The sequence below is a fragment of the Amycolatopsis sp. NPDC049253 genome (assembly GCF_040678995.1).
GTDB lineage: Bacteria > Actinomycetota > Actinomycetes > Mycobacteriales > Pseudonocardiaceae > Amycolatopsis.
The window spans coordinates 460069-478183 of record NZ_JBFAQX010000002.1 but is presented as its reverse complement, the minus strand read 5'-3'; the positions used below and the strand labels follow the sequence as shown (position 1 = coordinate 478183).

Annotated in this window: 16 protein-coding genes and 2 pseudogenes; 10 read left to right on the top strand and 8 right to left on the bottom strand. The window is 71.4% G+C overall.

Going from position 1 to position 18115, the window contains the following annotated elements:
• Nucleotides 1–96: 96 nt before the first annotated feature.
• The 3 genes from eno (at nt 97) to AB0K15_RS06540 (ending at nt 2929) form a co-directional block, all read left to right on the top strand.
• Entirely contained in the window at nt 97–1374 is a 1278-nt protein-coding gene (gene eno, locus AB0K15_RS06550) for a phosphopyruvate hydratase (protein ID WP_364046275.1), read from the top strand.
• Nucleotides 1375–1456: 82 nt separating this feature from the next.
• The gene (locus tag AB0K15_RS06545) at nt 1457–2023 is read left to right on the top strand and encodes a PadR family transcriptional regulator (RefSeq protein ID WP_364046273.1); all 567 of its coding nucleotides are present in this window, start codon (nt 1457–1459) and stop codon (nt 2021–2023) included.
• Between the two features lie 6 nt (nt 2024–2029).
• Entirely contained in the window at nt 2030–2929 is a 900-nt protein-coding gene (locus AB0K15_RS06540) for a LysR family transcriptional regulator (RefSeq protein ID WP_364046271.1), read from the top strand.
• Nucleotides 2930–2944: 15 nt separating this feature from the next.
• Here the strand turns inward: AB0K15_RS06540 and AB0K15_RS06535 are convergent, their stop codons facing one another.
• The gene (locus tag AB0K15_RS06535; protein WP_364046269.1) at nt 2945–3751 is read right to left on the bottom strand and encodes a serine protease; all 807 of its coding nucleotides are present in this window, start codon (nt 3749–3751) and stop codon (nt 2945–2947) included.
• Nucleotides 3752–3897: 146 nt separating this feature from the next.
• Nucleotides 3898–5148, bottom strand: a complete 1251-nt coding sequence (locus tag AB0K15_RS06530; protein ID WP_364046267.1) for a hypothetical protein — start codon at nt 5146–5148, stop codon at nt 3898–3900.
• Nucleotides 5149–5434: 286 nt separating this feature from the next.
• Between AB0K15_RS06530 and AB0K15_RS06525 the strand changes: the two genes are divergently transcribed.
• The 4 genes and pseudogenes from AB0K15_RS06525 (at nt 5435) to AB0K15_RS06510 (ending at nt 11157) form a co-directional block, all read left to right on the top strand.
• Entirely contained in the window at nt 5435–6379 is a 945-nt protein-coding gene (locus AB0K15_RS06525; protein WP_364046265.1) for an ABC transporter permease, read from the top strand.
• Nucleotides 6379–7260, top strand: coding sequence for an ABC transporter permease (locus AB0K15_RS06520; RefSeq protein WP_364046263.1), 882 nt, complete (start codon nt 6379–6381; stop codon nt 7258–7260). The genes AB0K15_RS06525 and AB0K15_RS06520 overlap by 1 nt, the downstream gene beginning before the upstream one ends.
• A 5-nt stretch (nt 7261–7265) precedes the next feature.
• Nucleotides 7266–9329, top strand: coding sequence for an ABC transporter ATP-binding protein (locus AB0K15_RS06515; protein WP_364046261.1), 2064 nt, complete (start codon nt 7266–7268; stop codon nt 9327–9329).
• Nucleotides 9326–11157 (top strand): annotated as a pseudogene (locus AB0K15_RS06510) (ABC transporter substrate-binding protein). Before AB0K15_RS06515 ends, AB0K15_RS06510 begins: the two are co-directional and overlap by 4 nt.
• Before the next feature lie 58 nt (nt 11158–11215).
• Here the strand turns inward: AB0K15_RS06510 and AB0K15_RS06505 are convergent.
• Entirely contained in the window at nt 11216–11416 is a 201-nt protein-coding gene (locus AB0K15_RS06505; RefSeq protein ID WP_364046259.1) for a hypothetical protein, read from the bottom strand.
• Between the two features lie 581 nt (nt 11417–11997).
• Between AB0K15_RS06505 and AB0K15_RS06500 the strand changes: the two genes are divergently transcribed.
• Nucleotides 11998–13092 (top strand): MFS transporter, encoded by a 1095-nt coding sequence (locus tag AB0K15_RS06500; protein ID WP_364046257.1) that lies wholly within the window; start codon nt 11998–12000, stop codon nt 13090–13092.
• Nucleotides 12990–13448 (top strand): annotated as a pseudogene (locus tag AB0K15_RS06495) (YrdB family protein); the annotation flags it as partial. The gene AB0K15_RS06500 and the pseudogene AB0K15_RS06495, both read left to right, overlap by 103 nt.
• Nucleotides 13449–13514: 66 nt before the next feature.
• Here the strand turns inward: AB0K15_RS06495 and AB0K15_RS06490 are convergent.
• From AB0K15_RS06490 to AB0K15_RS06470, 5 genes are all read right to left on the bottom strand, one after another.
• Nucleotides 13515–13901 (bottom strand): Imm1 family immunity protein, encoded by a 387-nt coding sequence (locus AB0K15_RS06490; protein ID WP_364046255.1) that lies wholly within the window; start codon nt 13899–13901, stop codon nt 13515–13517.
• 97 nt (nt 13902–13998) lie between these two features.
• Nucleotides 13999–15213: a DUF6596 domain-containing protein gene (locus AB0K15_RS06485; RefSeq protein ID WP_364046253.1), complete on the bottom strand. Its 1215-nt coding sequence runs from the start codon at nt 15211–15213 to the stop codon at nt 13999–14001.
• Entirely contained in the window at nt 15213–15608 is a 396-nt protein-coding gene (locus tag AB0K15_RS06480) for a YciI family protein (RefSeq protein WP_364046251.1), read from the bottom strand. The genes AB0K15_RS06485 and AB0K15_RS06480 overlap by 1 nt, the downstream gene beginning before the upstream one ends.
• Nucleotides 15609–15682: 74 nt before the next feature.
• Nucleotides 15683–16156: a DUF664 domain-containing protein gene (locus AB0K15_RS06475; RefSeq protein ID WP_364046249.1), complete on the bottom strand. Its 474-nt coding sequence runs from the start codon at nt 16154–16156 to the stop codon at nt 15683–15685.
• 47 nt (nt 16157–16203) lie between these two features.
• The gene (locus AB0K15_RS06470) at nt 16204–17070 is read right to left on the bottom strand and encodes an oxidoreductase (RefSeq protein ID WP_364046247.1); all 867 of its coding nucleotides are present in this window, start codon (nt 17068–17070) and stop codon (nt 16204–16206) included.
• A 137-nt stretch (nt 17071–17207) separates the two neighbouring features.
• On the opposite strand from AB0K15_RS06470, the gene AB0K15_RS06465 reads away from it, so the two are divergent.
• Entirely contained in the window at nt 17208–18005 is a 798-nt protein-coding gene (locus AB0K15_RS06465) for a helix-turn-helix transcriptional regulator (protein ID WP_364046245.1), read from the top strand.
• Nucleotides 18006–18115: the final 110 nt, after the last annotated feature.

The following is an 18115-nucleotide window of genomic DNA, read 5'->3' as shown; positions in this document are numbered from 1 at the left end:
TCCCCGTGATTCGCGGCTCACCGTGGTGCCGCCTGCCGCCGCAGTGCCCACGGTTCTCGTCGAACGCGCTCCGGCCAGACCTTCGCAAGGAGTGACATGACACGCATCGTCCGGGTCAAGGGCCGCGAGGTGCTGGACAGCCGCGGGAACCCGACGGTCGAGGTCGACGTGGAGCTGGCCGACGGGTCGCGCGGGCGCGCGGCCGTGCCGTCGGGGGCGTCCACCGGCACGCGCGAGGCCGTGGAGCTGCGTGACGGCGACAAGTCCCGCTACCACGGCAAGGGCGTGCGCAAGGCCGTCGACGCGGTGAACGGCGAGATCGCCGAGGCCGTGACCGGGCTCGAAGCCGAGGCTCAGGCCGACGTCGACCGCGCGCTGATCGCGCTCGACGGCACCGCGAACAAGGCCCGCCTCGGCGCCAACGCGACCCTCGGGGTGTCGCTGGCGGTGGTGAAGGCCGCGGCGGCAGCCAACCACCTGCCGCTCTACCGCTACGTCGGCGGGGTCTACGCGCACCTGCTGCCGATGCCGATGATGAACATCATCAACGGCGGCGCCCACGCCGACAACCCGATCGACTTCCAGGAGTTCATGATCGGCCCGGTCGGCGCCGAGACGTTCGCCGACGCCGTGCGCATGGGCTCCGAGGTCTTCCACACGCTGCGCAAGTCGCTGCACGAGGCCGGCCACAACACCAACGTCGGCGACGAAGGCGGCTTCGCGCCGCAGCTCGGGTCGGCCGACGAGGCGCTCGAGTTCGTGGTGCGCGCGATCGAGCAGACCGGCTACACGCCGGGCGAGGACATCGCGCTGCTGCTCGACCCGGCCGCGTCGGAGTTCTACACCGGCGAGGTCTACGACTACACCGGCGAAGGCCGCAAGCGCAGCATCGAAGAACACGTGGCCTACCTCGAAGATCTCACGCGGCGCTTCCCGATCGTGTCCATCGAGGACGGTCTGGCGCAGGACGACTACACCGGCTGGAAGCAGCTCACCGACACCATCGGCGACCGTGTGCAGCTTGTGGGCGACGACCTGTTCTGCACCAACGTGGAGATCCTGAAGGACGGCATCGAGCGCGGCATCGCGAACTCGATCCTCATCAAGGTCAACCAGATCGGCACGCTGACCGAGACGCTCGCCGCCGTCGAGACCGCGCACAAGGCCGGCTACTCCGCGGTCATGTCGCACCGCTCGGGCGAGACCGAGGACACCACGATCGCCGACCTCGCCGTGGCCACCAACTGCGGCCAGATCAAGACCGGCTCGCTCTCGCGCTCGGACCGCACCGCGAAGTACAACCAGCTCCTGCGCATCGAGGAGGAGCTCGGCACCGAGGCCCGGTACGCGGGCCGCGCCACGCTGCGGGGCTGACAAAGGCCCGGTCCGGCGGCGGCCCGGCCCGATCTTCCGCGACTAGTATCACCGAGACTACTCACGAGCTACAGTGTCGGACGTGGAAGACGGAGCCGGGTTGTCCGCTGGATTGTCCCTGAGCGAGTGGATCGTGCTGTGCCTGGTGGCGGAGTCCCCCACGCACGGTTTCGCCCTCGTGCGGCTCACCTCACAGGCCGGCGAGGTCGGCCGCGTCTGGCGGCTGCCGAAGCCGGTCGTCTACCGAGCCGTGGACCGGTTGCAGGCGCGTGGACTGGTCGTCGGCGCGGGCACCGAACCCGGTGACTCCGGCCCGCCGCGTGCGCTGGTCCAGGCCACGTCCGAAGGCCACGCGGCCGTCGGCGAATGGCTCGCCCGGCCCGCCCGGCACGTACGGGACGTGCGCTCGGAGCTGCTGGTGAAGCTGGCCTTGCTGGAACGGCGGCGGGCCGACCCGGCGCCGTTGCTCGCCGAGCAGCGGCGGGTGCTCGACCGGATCGTCGACGGGCTCGCGAAGCAGCAGGACGCGTCCGGCGGGTTCGACACGGTGCTGCTCACCTTCCGGATCGAGAACGCGCGGGCGGCCGTGGCGTTCGTGGACGCGACGCTCGGCGGGCGGGCACCGCAGTACGCCGTCACGGGCGAGTAGGCGCCCGTGCTGGACGTCAGGCGCCTGCGGATTCTCGTCGCGGTGGTCGAAGGAGGTTCGTTCACCGCGGCCGCGCACCGGCTGCGGCTCACCCAGTCGGCGGTCTCCCAGCAGATGTCGGTGATCGAGCGCGAGGTCGGCCTGTCGCTGCTGAAACGGCTGCCGCGCGGGGTCGAGCTGACCCCGGCGGGCGAAGTGCTGGCCGCGCACGCGAAGAGCCTGTTCGGGGAGCTCTCGGCGATCGAGCAGGAGGTGCGTTCGCTCGGCACCGATCCCACGGAGCTGCGGATCGAGGCGTTCGCGACGGCCGGGGTCGAGTTGCTGCCGCCGGTGGTGAAGGCGTTCCGCGAACAGCACCCCGGCGTGCGCCTGCGCCTGTCGGCCACCCACGGCGACGACGCGTTCAGCCGGCTGCGCGAGGGCGCCGCGCACGTGGTCCTGGTGTGGGGCTACGACTTCGCGCCGCAGCCCGTGGACCGCGCGCTGCACCACGTGGCCCTGCCCGACGACCCGCTGCACGTCGTGCTGCCGCTGGACCACCCGCTCGTCGACGCGGAAGAGGTGCCGCTGGCCGACCTGTCCGGCGAGCAGTGGGTGACGCGCACGCACCGCGCGCCGTACGAGCACGCGTACGAGACGATGTGCCGCATCGCCGGGTTCGAACCGCAGATCACCTTCCGCGCGGCGGATTACCAGTCGCTGCAAGGGCTCGTGGCCGCGGGCATGGGCGTGAGCCTCGTGCCGCGGCTGTCGCTGGCCGCGCACCGCAAGGATCTCGCCGACCGTCCGCTGGCCGGTCGCGGGTTCGCCCGGCGCGTCACGGCGGTCACGCTGCCCGAGGCGCAGCGGTCGAAGCCGGTCGCGGATTTCCTGGCGGTGCTGCGTTCGTCGGCCGGCGCCACGTAAGTCTGCTGTGGACGGTCAGCGTCCGCGGGTCTGCTCGGTGATCACGCCGGCGAACGTGGTCACCCGCGTGTAGACGCCGGGCTTGCCGGGTTTCCCGCAGCCGTCGCCGAAGGACACGATCCCGACGAGCGTGTCGCCGATGACGAGCGGGCCGCCGGAGTCGCCCTTGCACGCGTCGATGCCGCCCTGCCGGTACCCGGCGCACACCATGCCGGCCGGGTCGTAGGAGTCGTAGGCCTGCTCGCACGTCGAGTCGCTCACCATCGGCACGACGGCGCTGCGCAGGTAGTCGGAGCGGTCGCCGCCGTCGGCGACGCGGCCCCAGCCGAGCACGGTGGCCTTCGTGCCGGCGGCGTACACGTCGGTGTCGCGGGCCACCGACACCGCGCGGCCCGGCAGCCGGCCGCGCACGGTCAGCACCGCGATGTCGTCGCCCTCTTCGGCTTTCTCGAAATCCGGATGCACCCAGGCTTTCGCGACGGCGAGCGTGCTGCCTTCGTTCGTGCGCTTGTCCTCGCGGCCGACGACGACGCGGATGTCCTTCGTGGGCACCGCCTCGGCGCAGTGGGCCGCGGTCGCGACCGCCGAGCTGCTCACGATCACGCCGCCGCAGAACTGCGTGCCGGCGTCGTCCACGAGGTACACCGCGTACGGGTGCTCGCCCAGCGATGCCTTTTCCCCGCCCACGATCGCGCCCTGGGCGGCCGCTTCCGGGCCGGTGACCACAGTGGTCACCGCCGCCGCGCCGAACACCGCCGCACTGAACATCGCCGCGGCGAGCACCGCCTTCGGACGTCTTCCGGGCAGTCGTGTCTTCGGCATGAAACCCCCTCGGCGCAAAGAAAACGATGGCAGACACGATAGCCGGGCCGAGGGGGAACCGGTGTCGCTGAACCGGGTGGAAAAGGCATTGCGGGCCAAGGTGACCGGTCCGGCGGAGCGATTCCGCCGGACCGGTCACCGGGAGCTCAGGAGCAGAGCGGGGCGACGGGGAGGTCCGACCCGGTCTTCACGTAGGCGTCGGAGATGAAGTTGTCCGGGCCGATGCGGTCCCAGATCGTGCTCGTGCCGAAGGTGCCGGTCACCGAAGAACCGTTGACGTAGCACTCGATGTTGACCTTGGCGTAGTTCGCCGCGAGACCCTTGACGGCGGCCGTGGTGCTGGCGGTCGCGCGCACGTTCATCGGGTCGCCGGCGGTGGTCACGACGCCGGTCGCGGCGGCCGAGCCGGTCCACAGGTAGGTCACCTTCACGTTGCCGTTGTCGGCGAGCCCGAGCCCGGAGTTGAACACGCCGTCGGCGAGGTCGATGCCGGCGGGGTTGCCCACGGTGTAGCCGAGGTCGTCCTTACCGCCGTTGTAGTGGTTGTGGTAGGCGGCGTACGCCTCCGGCTGGCCCTGCGGCAGGTCCTTGTACTCCGAGCGGACCGAGGCGGGGTTCCAGTAGTCGTCCTTGGTGTTCCACGGGCCGACGTCCCACACCGGCGCGTACTCGCAGCGGCTGCCGTCGGTGCGGCACACCTTCACCGTGTAGTTCCCGGTGCCCTTGGGCGAGGTCGCCTTGCCCGAGGGCAGCGCGACGAAGTGGTCGTTGGCCGTGATCACGTGGCCGTTGGCGGTGGTGTGGCCGGTGAGGCCCTCCCGCGTGGCGTAGATCGTGTAGGTCAGCGGGGTCGTGGCGGCGAGCGCGTTGGCCTGCGGGGCCAGGGTGGCGTCGAGGTCGACCTCGCGCACGGTCGGGCGCACGCCGTCGGTGGTGCTGGACAGCGAGATCCGCGCCTGCACCACGCTCACCGCGCGGCCGAAGGCCGCGGCCTGCGCGCCGGCCGGCGTCCACTCGGTCCAGTCGTCGGCGCCGGTGCGGCCGCGCACGTCGATCTGCACGTCGGTGCCCTTCGGCAGGTCCGCGGCGACCTTCGCCGTCACGTGGTTCACCGGCGAGGCGAGCTGCCGCTGGGCGGAGATGAGGTAGCCCTGGCTGCCGGCGGTGAGCAGATCCGTTCTGTGCCAGGCGGAATTCTTCAGGGTCAGCGCTCCGCCCGCCGCCTCGACGTTGACGTCGTCACCGTCGATGTGGGACAGCTCGGCGCGCCAGGACCCGGTCGGTGCGGCGCTCGCGGGCGCCGCCAGCGCCACCCCGCTCGTGGTGACCGCGCCCGCGGCCAGGACCGCCGCGACCACGCGGCGGGCAGTTGTCTTCCCGACTGTCTTCCCCAGCACGACACCCATCTCCTTCACTCGTCCGTCGCGAACGGTGAGGAGTCTGTGCGCGTTCCGTACACGATCCGTACAACGCGCGGGTGGGGCTGTGTATCACGATGTGCCCCGGATTGTCCGGTTTGCCGATCATCTACCTCGGACACTGGGGGATCGGTAGCGCCGAAAGTAGGAAGATCACCAGGTGGGACAACGGCACGTCAGTTTCCGTGGACGCCGTGGACAGGTGAGCTGTTGCCGTGTAGGTCTATGCACCAGGCAAGTACTGGAACGATCACGGGGACGGTTGATGGCGGGGTACCTGGCGCGCCGCGTCCTGCAGTCGGTCGTGGTGGTGGTGCTGGTCGCGGTGCTCACGTTCGTGCTGCTGCAGCTGCTGCCCGGCGGGCCGGCCCGCGCGATCCTCGGGCCGAAGGCCACGCAGCTGCAGATCCGGATGTTCCTCCACGACAACGGCTACGACCGTCCGCTGATCACGCAGTTCCTCACCTGGGCCGGGCGCGTGCTGCACGGTGACCTCGGGTACTCGTACAAGCTCAACCAGCCGGTGACCGACGTGATCGCCGACCACCTGCCCAAGACGATCCTGCTCATGACACTGTCCACTTTGGTCGCTCTCGTGGTGGCGGTGCCGCTGGGCGTGTACCAGGCGCGCAAGCGCAACTCCCTGGGCGACTACGTGGCCACGGGCCTGTCGTTCGCGTTCTACTCGATGCCGAGCTTCTTCCTCGGCGAGATCCTCGTGCTGCTGTTCGCGGTGCAGCTGCAGTGGTTCTCCCCGCTGGGGCCGAGCGGCGACTCGCTGGGCGAGATCCTTTCGCAGGCACCCGCGCTCGTGCTGCCGGTGCTCACGCTGGCGCTGATCACCATCGCGTCGTTCAGCCGCTACGCGCGCTCTTCGGTGATGGAGAACCTGAGCCAGGACTACGTGCGCACCGCGCTCGCGGGCGGGGCGAGCGAGGGCAAGGTGCTCACGCGGCACGTGCTGCGCAACTCGCTGATCCCGATCGTGACGCTGCTGGGGCTGTCGCTGCCGCAGCTGTTCGCGGGCGCGCTCATCACCGAGCAGGTGTTCAACTACCCGGGCATGGGCTTCACATTCATCCAGGGTGCCCAGGTGCACGACTACCCGGTGCTGCTGGGGATCGGGCTCGTCGTCGCGCTCGCGACGGTGGCCGGCTCCCTGCTCGCCGACATCGGCTACGCCGTGCTCGACCCGAGGGTGAAGTACTGATGACCGACCGAGCCGCACTGCCGGCGGCGCCTTCGCGGTCCGCGGCGCGGGCGACCCTGCGGGCTTTCCTGGAAAACCGCCTGGCGGTCGCGGGGCTCGCGCTGATCATCCTGTTCGTGCTGTTCTGCTTCTTCGGCCCGCTCGTGTACCACACCGAGCAGATCGCGACGAACCTCGCGGGCGCCAACCAGCCGCCGGGCGCGGGGCACCCGCTGGGCACCGACGACGTGGGCTACGACGAGCTCGGCCGGCTCATGGTCGGTGGCCGGTCGTCGCTCGAGATCGGCGTGGCCGCGGCGCTGCTCGCGACCGTGTTCGGCACCTTCTGGGGCGCCATCGCGGGCTACGTCGGCGGGTTCGTCGACGCTGTGATGATGCGGATCGTCGACACGCTGCTGGCCATCCCCACACTGTTCCTGATGCTGATCCTCGCCGCGATCTTCACGCCGACGCTGGGGTTGCTGATCCTGGTCGTGTCGTTCGGTGCGTGGCTGAGCCCTGCCCGGCTCGTGCGCGGCGAGACGCTTTCGCTGCGCACCCGCGAGTACGTGCAGGCCGTGCGGATGATGGGCGGCGGCGGGAAACGCGTGGTGCTGCGCCACATCATGCCCAACGCGATCGGCACCATCGTGGTCAACGCGACCTTCCAGGTGGCCGACGCGATCCTGCTCGTGGCCGCGCTGAGCTACCTCGGCCTCGGCATCGCGCCGCCGCACGCCGACTGGGGCAACATGCTGTCCAACGGCACCGAGTTCGTGCAGAACGGCTACTGGTGGATGATCCTGCCGCCCGGCATCGCGATCATGCTCGTGGTCGTGGCGTTCAACCTGCTCGGCGACGCCCTGCGCGACGCGCTCGAAGTGCGGCTGCGGAGGCGCTGAACCCCATGAAACCCGTTCTGCGCCTGGAAGATCTGCACACGACCATCGACGTCCGCGACGGTGTGGTGCGCCCCGTCGACGGCGTGACGCTGGAAGTCGGCCGCGGCGAGCTGCTCGGGCTCGTCGGCGAGTCGGGCTCCGGCAAGACGATGACGGCCCTGTCGATCCTGCGGCTGCTCCCGCCCGGCGGGCGCATCGCGTCGGGCCGGATCCTGCTCGGCGACGACGACGTCGCGACCATGACCCCCGCCGAGCTGCGGGAGGTCCGGGGCAAGCGCATCGGCACGGTGTTCCAGGACCCGATGACCTCGCTCAACCCGGCGCTGCCCATCGGGCGCCAGGTGAGTGAACCGCTGGAGCTGCACTCGACGCTCTCCCGGCGCGAGCTGCACGAGCGCGCCGTCGCGATGCTCGAGCTGGTCGGGCTGCCGGACGCGCGCAAACGGGCCGAGGACTACCCGCACCAGCTCTCGGGCGGCATGCGCCAGCGGGTGATGATCGCCCGCGCGCTGGTGTGCGAACCGGAGCTGCTCATCGCCGACGAGCCGACGACCGCGCTCGACGTGACCGTGCAGCACCAGATCCTGGAGCTGATCGACGACCTGCGCCGGCGCCTGGGCATGGCGGTGATCCTCGTGACGCACGACCTCGGCGTGGTCGCGGGCCGCGCCGAGGTCGTCGCCGTGATGTACGCGGGGAAGATCGCAGAGCTCACGGACACGCGCCGGCTGTTCGGCAACCCGCGCCACCCGTACACGGAGGCCTTGTTCGAGGCGCTGCCGGAGAACTCGGCGGAGTCGGGGGAGAAGCTCTACAGCATCCCCGGCCTGCCCCCGGATCTGCGCGAGCCGCCGACCGGGTGCCGCTTCGCGCCGCGTTGCCGGTATGCGACCGACGAGTGCGTCGAGAAGGAGCCGGAGCTGCGCGCCGACGTGGCCGGGCACGAGTACGCGTGTTTCCACCCGGTCGGTTCGGCGGGGGTCGAGGAGCCGTCGGCCGTCGTCCGCGTGCACGAGCGGGCGGGCGCGCCGGCCTCGGAGCCGACGGCGGGCGCGCCGCTCCTGGAAGTGGAGAACCTGGTGAAGGACTTCCCCGTCACCAAGGGCGCGGTGCTGCGACGGCGCACGGGCACGGTGTCCGCGGTGGCCGGCGTGAGCTTCTCCGTGGCGGCGGGGGAGACCTTCGGCCTGGTCGGGGAGTCGGGCTGCGGCAAGACCACCGTGGGCCGGGCCGTGGTCGGGCTCGACGAGCCGACGTCGGGCCACATCCGGATCAACGGCACGGAGCTGACTTCCTTGCGCGGGGCCGAGTTGCGGCAGCGTCATCGCGACACGCACCTGGTGTTCCAGGACCCGTACGCCTCGCTCGACCCGCGCATGCGCGTCGGCGCGATCCTGGCCGAACCGCTGGAGATCCACGGCGCCGGCACCCGGGCGCAGCGCAGCGCGCGCGTCCGGGAGCTCCTCGGCGAGGTGGGCCTGCCTGCCGACGCCGCGCAGCGGTACCCACACGAGTTCTCCGGCGGGCAGCGCCAGCGCGTCGGGCTCGCCCGGGCCCTGGCGCTGGAGCCGAAGCTGATCGTGGCCGACGAGCCGGTGTCGGCCCTGGACGTGTCCGTGCAGGCACAGATCCTGAACCTGATGAACGACCTGCGCGAGCGCCACGGGCTCACGTACGTGTTCATCTCCCACGACCTGTCCGTGGTGCGCTACCTGGCGCAGCGCATCGGCGTGATGTACCTCGGCAAGCTCGTGGAGACCGGTCCGGCCGCCGAGGTGCACGGCAACCCGCGGCACCCGTACACGCGCGGGCTGATCGACACGGTCCCGGTCGCCGATCCGTGGGCGGCCCGGCAGAGCGGCGGCGTCTCGGGCGAGCTGCCGTCCGCGATCTCGCCTCCGTCGGGCTGCCGCTTCCGCACGCGCTGCCCGTTCGCGCAGGAGATCTGCGCCGCCGAGGAACCGGTGCTGCGGCCGTTCGGCGCCGGGCACGAGGCGGCCTGCCACTTCCCGCTCGACGCCGCTCGTGAGCACGACGCGACGAAGGTCTACCAAGGAGAGAACGGATGAGACTGCGCAAGGCACTCGTGGCGCCGGTGGTGGTGCTGGTCGCGGCCGCGCTCGCCACCGCGTGCGGCGGCGGGAGCTCGAGCTCGGGCGGCGGCACCCCGACCGAAGGCGGCACGGCCGTGTTCGCCGAACCGCCGGGCACCCAGCCGAACTGGATCTTCCCGTTCGTGGACTCGGCGCACAACAGCGGTTATGCGACGGGTGACCTGCAGCAGCTGATGTACCGCGAGCTGTACTGGTTCGGCGACGCAGGTGGAAGCACCGGCATCAACACCCGCAAGAGCCTCGCGGACCCGCCGGTGTTCAGCGACAACAACACCAAGGTGGTGATCAACGTCAAGCCGTACAAGTGGTCCAACGGCGAGACGGTGAACGCCAAGGACGTGGTGTTCTGGATGAACATGATGTTCGCGGAGAAGGCCAACTGGTACGGCTACGTGCCGGGCCAGTTCCCGGACAACGTGAAGTCCGCGACGGCGACCGGGCCGCAGCAGGTGACGCTGCAGCTCACCGACTCGTACTCGCCGACGTGGTTCACCGGCCAGGAGCTCGCGCAGATCGCGCCGCTGCCGATGGCGTGGGACAAGACGTCGGACTCCGCGGCGGCGGGCAGCGGCGGCTGCGCGGACGACCGCGCGAAGTGCGACGCGGTGTACAAGCACTTGTTCGACAAGAGCAAGTACCTGTCGACCTACGCGACGGATCCGTTGTGGCAGGTCGTGGACGGGCCGTGGCACCTGACGTCGTTCGACGCCGAGGGAAACATCAGCTACGACCCGAACCGAAGTACAGCGGGCCGGACAAGCCGCATCTCGCGCACTACAAGATGCAGCCGTTCACGAGCACCAGCGCGGAGTACAACACGCTGCGCAGCGGCCGGACCATTTCCGTCGGCGGCGTAGCGGGTGCGGACCTGCCGCAGAAGAAGGCGAACGAGAAGCTGCCCGCGACGAACCCGTTGCAGGCCAACTACAACCTCGTGCCGGCGGCGGCGTGGGGCTGGAGCTCGACGATCCTGAACATGGACAACCCGAAGTTCGGGGCGGTGTTCAAGCAGCTCTACGTGCGGCAGGCGTTCCAGCAGACCCTGGACCAGGTGACGGACGTGAACGTCGCCTACCGCGGCTACGCCACCGTGACCACGGGCCCGGTGCCGATCAACCCGGACAACTCCTACGTGACCGACGCCGAACGCGGTGCGGGGCCGTACCCGTTCGACAAGGCGAAGGCGAAGGCCCTGCTGACGTCACACGGCTGGACCCTGCAGAACGGCGCCATGACGTGCACCGCGCCCGGCACCGCCCCGAACCAGTGCGGCGCCGGCGTGGCGGCGGGTACCCGGCTGGAGCTGACTTTGCAGTATTCGACCGGCAATCCCGCTTACGGGCGGATCATGCAGCAGTGGAAGTCGGACGCCGCCGAGGCGGGCATCGTGTTCGACCTGAAGGGCCAGGAGTTCAACGCGGTGCTGAGCGACGTCAGCGACTGCCACGGCTCCGGCCCCGCGTGCGACTGGCAGATGGGCTACTTCGGGTACCAGCAGTACAACGCCGTGCCCACCGGTGACCAGCTGCTGCTCCCCGGCTCCACCGGCAACATCGGCAACTACGACGACCCGCAGCTGGACAAGCTCATCGAGGCCACCCTCCACAGCGATGACAAGGACGCCTTCGCCGCCTACGAGGACTACGCCGCGAAGACCCTGCCGGGCCAGATCAACATGCCCCTGCGCGGCGCGATGGAGGTCGTCGCGAAGAACCTCGGCGGCGTCTCGTTCCCGGCCGTGCAGACGGCGCGCAGCCCGGAGGACTGGTACTTCACGAAGTAGGTTTTTTTCCGGGGCCGCCCTTTTCTTCGGGCGGCCCCGCTTTTTGTGCCGGGGTGGTTCAGTCGTCGCCTCTTCGCCCCAGCCGCACCAGCTCGAACACGAAGATCCACGTCAGCATCCCCACCAGCAGGCTCCCGCCCAGCCAGCTCCACCACGTGGCCGCCGACCACCACAGGCTCGCCACCAGGAACCCGAGCCCGGCGACGATGCCCAGGCCCGCCATCTGGACCGTGCGGATCCCGGCCCTTCGGTCGTTCATGGCGGAGAAGATTACTGAGACCCAGGGTAGAGCGACGCCGCCGAACGAAGGACAGCATCCCGGCCCACTGCTCCGTTCGAGCACTACCCTTCGTGACCACTGCCCGGAACTACCACCGAGGGTGGCCCTGGGCCTCTTGGCAGGTGATCTTTCGGCGAGACGGCTCGGTTCGGGTGCTGCGGCTTGGTGAGTCCTGGTGCTCGGCGGAGGAGTCTGGCCGCCGCGACCGGCCGCGCCACGCCGCGAAAAGCCGCGGCATCAGTCACCGGTGGCATCGTGCGGATCCGCCGCGTGGTCGGCGAAGCCCGGCGTGGCGGAGGTGCACTTGCACGCCTTCCGACCGCAGGTCGGCACCTTCGGGAAAGCCGCGGCCGAAAACCGTTCGGCACCACCACTCGACGCTGCTACCGTGCGCGTCGTGAGCAGCCCTGAGGCCGAAAGAGTGGCGCCACCGGTCGAGCGGTGGCGTTGTGGGGGTTGCGTTCCTTAACGGCTGCGTTCCGTGGCAGCCGAGGCCAGGCGCTCCGATCGACCGTGCCTTCTTCCACCGTCCGAACAGGACGGTCACGTCGATCTCAGGAGTGTCTGTCTTGCCTGTTTTGCCGTATCTGCTCGCCCTCGCTGTGTTCGCCCAGGGGACGTCGGAGTTCATGGTGGCGGGCCTGGTGCCCGAGGTGGCGCGGGGCCTGGGGGTCTCGCCGGCGGCGGCGGGGTCGCTGACGGCGGTGTTCGCCGTGGGGATGGTGGTCGGGGCGCCGGTGCTGGCCGTCGTGGGGCGGGGGTGGTCGCGGCGGGGCGCGTTGCTGGGGTACCTCGGGGTGTTCGTCGTGGTGCACGTGGCGGGGGCGCTGGCGCCCGGGTTCGGGATCCTGCTCGCCACCCGGCTGGCGGCCGCGCTGGCGACGGCCGGGTTTCTCGCCGTGGCGCTGACCGTGGCGGCCGACGCCGCGCCGGGAGGTGAGGGGCGGGCAACCGCCGTGGTGCTGACCGGGACCACGCTGGCGTGCATCGCCGGGGTGCCGGCGGGCGCCGTGCTCGGGCAGGTGTGGGGGTGGCGCTCGGCGTTCTGGGCGGTCGCAGTGGTGTCCGTGCCCGCGTTCGCCGCCATCGCGCGGTGGGCGCCGAGGACGGAGACCGCGAGTACGCCCGTCAAGGCCGAGTTCGCGGTGCTGAAGCGGCCGCGGGTGCTGGCCGCGCTCGGCAGAGGCGCGCTCGTGAACGGTGCCACCTTCGCCGTCTTCACCTACCTTGCCCCGCTTGCGGGCTTCCCTGAAGGCCGGCTGCCGGTCCTCCTCGCGTTGTTCGGCATCGGCGCCTCCGCCGGGGTCGCGCTCGCCGGCCGGCGTCCGGCCACGCGAAAGACGCAAGTGGCGCTCGCCGCCGGCTGGCTCGTCCTCGCGCTCGGCGCGGGGAACGCGACGGTGCTGTTCGTCCTCGTCCCGCTGCAGGCGCTGCTGTCGTTCGCGGTGGGGTCCACCGCCGTCGCAGAGGTGCTGCGCGCCGCCCCGGACGCGCCGGCGCTCAGGGGCGCGTTCGCCACCGCCGCGCTCAACGTCGGCGCCGCCGCCGGGCCATGGCTCGCCGCCGGCCTCCTCGGCACCGGTCACCGCGCGCCGGTGTGGCTCGCCGTCGTCCTGGCGACCGCCGCGCTGGTAATCCGAGAGCAGTGCTCTTGACAACGCGAACGCAAAAGGTGAACACTGCTTCCAACAGAGAGCACTGCTCTCATCTCAAGGAGGCGACCGTGATCGAGTCCGTGTGGCGCTGGGGAAACCTGGGCCTGGCTTTCCTGCTGGAGCTGGCCGCGATCGTCGCGCTGGGGTACTGGGGATTCCACGCGGGGGAGTCCACCGCGGGCAAGCTGCTGCTCGGCCTCGGCGGGCCCGCCGTGGGCATCGGCCTGTGGGCCCTGTTCGCCGCGCCGACCGCGAAGCTGCACACACCGCTGCTCTACGCGCTCACCGTCGTGGTGGTGGTCGGCGGCGCCGGCGTGGGCCTGTGGTTCTCGGGCTTGCGCACGCTGGGGCTCCTGCTGCCCGCGCTGTTCGTCGCGAACCTCGCCGTGGTGAAGCTGATGAATCTCGACGCCGCGGAGGGCCTAGGGCAGCTTCCAGGTGACGCACTCCGGCCGGACCCGGGTCCGCGTGAACTCCCGCACCGCGCGGAGCACGAGTTCGGCCGGCACCTCGCTGCCCGCGGGCTGTGGGAAGTGGCCGCCTTGCAGGCTGAAGTAGTCGGCGGACGCGGCGCCGGCGCCGTCGGCGGGCAGGTGCGCGGCGCCGTTCTCCTGCCACACCAGGGCACCGCGGTCACCGCGCAGGCCGACGACGAGGTGCGGCGTCCCAGGGCCCTGACCGGCGTAGATCCACCAGACGACCCCCGACGTGGCCGACGGCGGCACGGCGGCCTGCAGCGCGGCGAGCACCGTCTCGGCGGGCACGCTCGTGATGTCGTACCCCGTCCGCCGATCACCCGTGGTGGCCATGGTCCGCTCCGCTTTCAGTGAGGATCGGTGCCGATCCTACTGGGCCACGTTGTGAGAGCGAAGTGTGGAACATCAACTCACTGTCCGAACAGGACGGTCAGGGGCGGTCCGCCCGCAGCCGCGCGGCGCGAACCGTGAGGTAGCGCCGCTCCGGGGCGTTCGTGGTGCGTGCCGCGGCGGCCTCGTAACAGCGGATCGCGGCCGCGGTTTCGCCCGCGCGTTCCAGCAGGTGAGCGCGTACGGCGTCGAGACGGTAGTGGCCGGCGAGCCGCTCGTCGAGCGTCCCGAGCAGGTCCAGACCTGTGGCGGGGCCGTGGACCATCGCGGTCGCGATCGCGCGGTTCAGCGTGACCATCGGGTTGTCCGCCGATCGGTCGAGCCGCTGGTAGAGCGCCAGGATGCGGGGCCAGTCCGTGTCCTGCGCGCGCAACGCGATGTCGTGGCCGGCCGCGATCGCCGCCTGCAGCCCGTACTCACCGGCGGGCCCGGCGGACAGCGCCGCGGTGGCGAGCGAGACGCCTTCCCTGATCAACGACCGGTCCCACCGCGCGCGGTCCTGCTCCTCCAGTGGCACCAGGTCACCGTCGGGGCCGGTCCGCGCGGGGCGTCGCGCGTCGACGAGCAGCATGAGGGCCAGCAGGCCCGTGACCTCGCCGTCCTCGGGCAGCACCCCGTGCAGCAGCCGCGCGAGCCGGATCGCCTCGCCCGACAGCTCCGTGCGGTGCAGGCTGGTCCCGGCGCTGCTCGTGTAGCCCTCGTTGAACACCAGGTAGAGCACGTGCAGCACCGATTTCAGCCGGGCCGCGCGCTCGTCGCCGGCCGGCAGCCGGAACGGCACGCCCGACGCCTTGATCTTCCCCTTCGCCCGGCTGATCCGCTGCGCCATCGTCGCCTCGGGCACGAGGAACGCGCTCGCGATCTCCGCCGTCGTCAGGCCGCCCACGGCCCGGAGCGTGAGGGCGATGGCCGACGCCGGCGTGAGCGCCGGGTGGCAGCACAGGAACAACAGCGTGAGCGTGTCGTCCTGGTCCGGCACCTCGGCGCCCGCTGGCTCGGCGAACACCGCCAGCTCACGCCGCGCGCGGGCTTCGTCGCTGCGGTACGCGTCGGTCAGCCGCCGCGCCGCCGCCTGGATCAGCCAGCCGCGCGGGTTGTCCGGCACGCCGTCGTCGGGCCAGTGCAGCGCCGCGGCGAGCAGGGCCTCCTGCACGGCGTCCTCGGCGGCGTCGAAGTCGCCGAACCGCCGGGCCAGCACGCCGAGGACCTGCGGCGCGAGCGTGCGCAGCAGGTCCTCGGCGTCCTCGGCCGCCATCAGGCCGGCGCGCTCATCACCTGGCGGACCTCGATCGGCTGGCGGATCGGCGTGCCTCCGAGCCCGGGCGCCGCCGAGAGCCGCGCGGCGATCGCGAGCGCCCGCTCCTCCGAGTCGACGTCGATGATCCGGTACCCCGCGAGCAGCTCCTTGCTCTCGGTGAACGGCCCGTCGGTCACCACGGTGCCGCCCGCTCCGCCGGACACGACCTTCTTCGCCGCCTCCGGCCCGGCCAGCCCCTGCGCGTCCACCAGCTCGCCCTTGTCGGCGAGCTCCTCGTTGAGCGCCCGCTGGAACTCGATGTGCACCCGGATGTCCTCGGGGGACCATTCGGTCATCGGCACGTCGCAGGCCTCGCCGCCCGAGTACGTCTGCATCACCATGTACTTCGTCATCGTGGGTCCTCCGCCCTTCCGGCGTGCCGCGCGTCGGCACGCTCACTGTAAGGACGGAGCCGGCCCCGTGTCCTCTACACGGTTTTCTCCCCGCGCCCGAGCAGCACGTCGCGGGTGAGGTCGAGGTGCCCGCGGTGCTGGGCCAGCTCCTCGTAGACGTGCAGCAGCGCCACGCCCTGAGCTGCGCCGATCGGGGTGTCGCGGTACTTCGGCGGGACCTCGCCCTTCGGTGGCGCCGCCGGGGTGCACGCGGCGACGTCGGCGCCGAACCGCTGCCGGACGGCCCGCATCCGCTCCACCAGTGGTGCGACGGGTCCCGCCGCCTCGAACTCCGCCGCCCGGTCGCGCGCCACGTCCCGGCCCGCCACGACCTGGCCGCCCCAGAACGCCATCACCCCGAGACAGTGCGTGACGATCGCGTACGGCGAATTGGTCCCGGCCGCCTCGGGGCGGGTGTTCACGAGCTCGTCGCCGAGCTCGGTGAGCGTGGCCGCCATCCCGTCGAGCGCGCGGTCGACGAGGTACAGGTATCCGTCCGTGGTGATCACGCCGGTGAGCGTAACCCCGCGCTCGCGGTCGGGTCCACTGTGGACGTTCAGGCGCCGATGGCGTCCAGCTCCGCCACGGCTTCGGCCGGCAGTACGAGGCCGGCCGCGGCGATGTTCTCGCGCAGGTGCCTGCGCGAGGACGTCCCGGGGATCAGCATGGTCGTGGCGGAGCGCTGCAGCAGCCACGCGAGCGCGACCTGCTGCGGCGACGCGTCGAGGTTCACGGCGACCTTGGCCAGCGTCTCCGACTGCAGCGGGCTGAAGCCGCCGAGCGGGAAGAACGCCGCGAACGCGATGTTCTCCGCGGCGCAGCGCGCCACCAGGGCGTCGTCGGCGCGGGTGACCAGGTTGTACAAGTTCTGCACCGTGACCACGGGCGCGATGGCCTGCGCCTCGGTGAGCTGCGCGTCGGAGACGCCGCTGAGCCCGAGGTGGCGGATCAGGCCCTGCTCGCGCAGCTCGGCCAGCGCGCCGAACTCCTCGCCGAGCGGCGTGTCGTCCGTGCCCTCGTGGGTGCCGACGCGCAGGTTCACCACGTCGAGCACGTCGAGGCCGAGGTGCCGCAGGTTCTCACGCACCTGCTCCTTGAGGTCTTCCGGCTCCAGCGACGGGATCCACGCGCCGTCGGGGCCGCGGCGCGCGCCGACCTTCGTGACGATGTGCAGACCGGTGGGGTAGGGGTGCAGCGCTTCCTTGATCAGCTCGTTGGTCACGACCGGGCCGTAGAAGTCGCTGGTGTCGACGTGGGTGATGCCGCGTTCGACCGCTTCGCGCAGCACTGCGATCGCCTCGTCGTGGTCCTTCGGCGGACCGAAGACGCCGGGCCCGGCCAGCTGCATGGCGCCGTAGCCCATGCGGCTGAGAGTGAGGTCGTCGGCGAGGGTGAGGGTGCCGCCGGGAACGTTGTCGGCCATGGTCTGATGCCTTTCCTGCTGGGTTTTCCGTGCTGTCCTCCACGATGCGCCGGCCGGCCGTCGGCTGGGACGGTCCCTGTTTTCCTGGGAGTGGCAGGGCCAGGTTTCCGGCGCCGGCCGCGGCTACCGTCGCCGGTGTGGACTCGACGAACGCGCTGGGCGAATTCCTCCGCGCCCGGCGCGAACTGGTGCGCCCGGAGGTCGCGGGGCTCCCCGGTGGGACCGGTCGCCGTGTCGCCGGGCTGCGCCGCGAGGAGGTGGCGATCCTCGCCGGCATCAGCTCCGACTACTACCTGCGGCTCGAACAGGGCCGCGACCGCAACCCGTCGGACCAGGTGCTGCGCGCGCTCGCCGGCGTGCTGCGGCTGGATGCCGACGCGACCGCGTACCTGCTGAGCGTGTCGCGCCCGGCCCGCCGGAAGGCCGCGTCCCGGCGCCTGCCGCCCGGCGTCGGCCGGCTCGTGGACTGCGTCAGCGGCACGCCCGCGTACGTGCAGGACAAGCTCACGAACGTGCTCGCCGCCAATCCGCTGGCCACCGCGTTGTCCCCGAACTACCGCCCGGGCGTGAACCTGCTGCGCGCGGTCTTCCTCGACCCCACCGAGCGTGCGCTGCGCCGCGACTGGACGGAAACGACGGCCGAGGGCGTGGCGACACTGCGCTCCCGCGTCGGCCCGGACGTCGACGACCCGCGGCTGCAGGAGCTCGTCGGCGAGCTTTCCGTGCACAGCACGAGGTTCCGGCAGCTGTGGGCCCGCCACGACGTGCGCCCGCGTGCCGGCCGGGTGCACCGCTTGGCGCACCCGGCGATCGGTGAGCTTTCTTTGCGGTCGGCGAAGCTCACCGTGGACGGCACGGACGCGGTGACGCTCGTCGTCTTTCAGGCCGAGCCGGGTAGTCGCAGCGCCGAGCTGCTCGGGCGTCTCGCCGCGTGAGTGACCCTGCCGGCCCGGGGTGAGGACGGCCTGCCCGGCTGGCCTGCGAGCTTTCGGAACCGGAGGCAGGAATCTTGGGGGCGTCCCCGTTCCCTTTTTTCGTTACCGGG

What these genes read in the sequence shown, in the direction of transcription:
- eno (WP_364046275.1), top strand. Translation starts at nt 97, where the DNA reads ATGACACGCATCGTCCGGGTCAAGGGCCGCGAGGTGCTGGACAGCCGC.
- AB0K15_RS06535 (WP_364046269.1), bottom strand. Translation starts at nt 3,751, where the DNA reads ATGCCGAAGACACGACTGCCCGGAAGACGTCCGAAGGCGGTGCTCGCC.
- AB0K15_RS06525 (WP_364046265.1), top strand. Translation starts at nt 5,435, where the DNA reads ATGGCGGGGTACCTGGCGCGCCGCGTCCTGCAGTCGGTCGTGGTGGTG.
- AB0K15_RS06520 (WP_364046263.1), top strand. Translation starts at nt 6,379, where the DNA reads ATGACCGACCGAGCCGCACTGCCGGCGGCGCCTTCGCGGTCCGCGGCG.
- AB0K15_RS06515 (WP_364046261.1), top strand. Translation starts at nt 7,266, where the DNA reads ATGAAACCCGTTCTGCGCCTGGAAGATCTGCACACGACCATCGACGTC.
- AB0K15_RS06505 (WP_364046259.1), bottom strand. Translation starts at nt 11,416, where the DNA reads ATGAACGACCGAAGGGCCGGGATCCGCACGGTCCAGATGGCGGGCCTG.
- AB0K15_RS06490 (WP_364046255.1), bottom strand. Translation starts at nt 13,901, where the DNA reads ATGGCCACCACGGGTGATCGGCGGACGGGGTACGACATCACGAGCGTG.
- AB0K15_RS06485 (WP_364046253.1), bottom strand. Translation starts at nt 15,213, where the DNA reads ATGGCGGCCGAGGACGCCGAGGACCTGCTGCGCACGCTCGCGCCGCAG.
- AB0K15_RS06480 (WP_364046251.1), bottom strand. Translation starts at nt 15,608, where the DNA reads ATGACGAAGTACATGGTGATGCAGACGTACTCGGGCGGCGAGGCCTGC.
- AB0K15_RS06470 (WP_364046247.1), bottom strand. Translation starts at nt 17,070, where the DNA reads ATGGCCGACAACGTTCCCGGCGGCACCCTCACCCTCGCCGACGACCTC.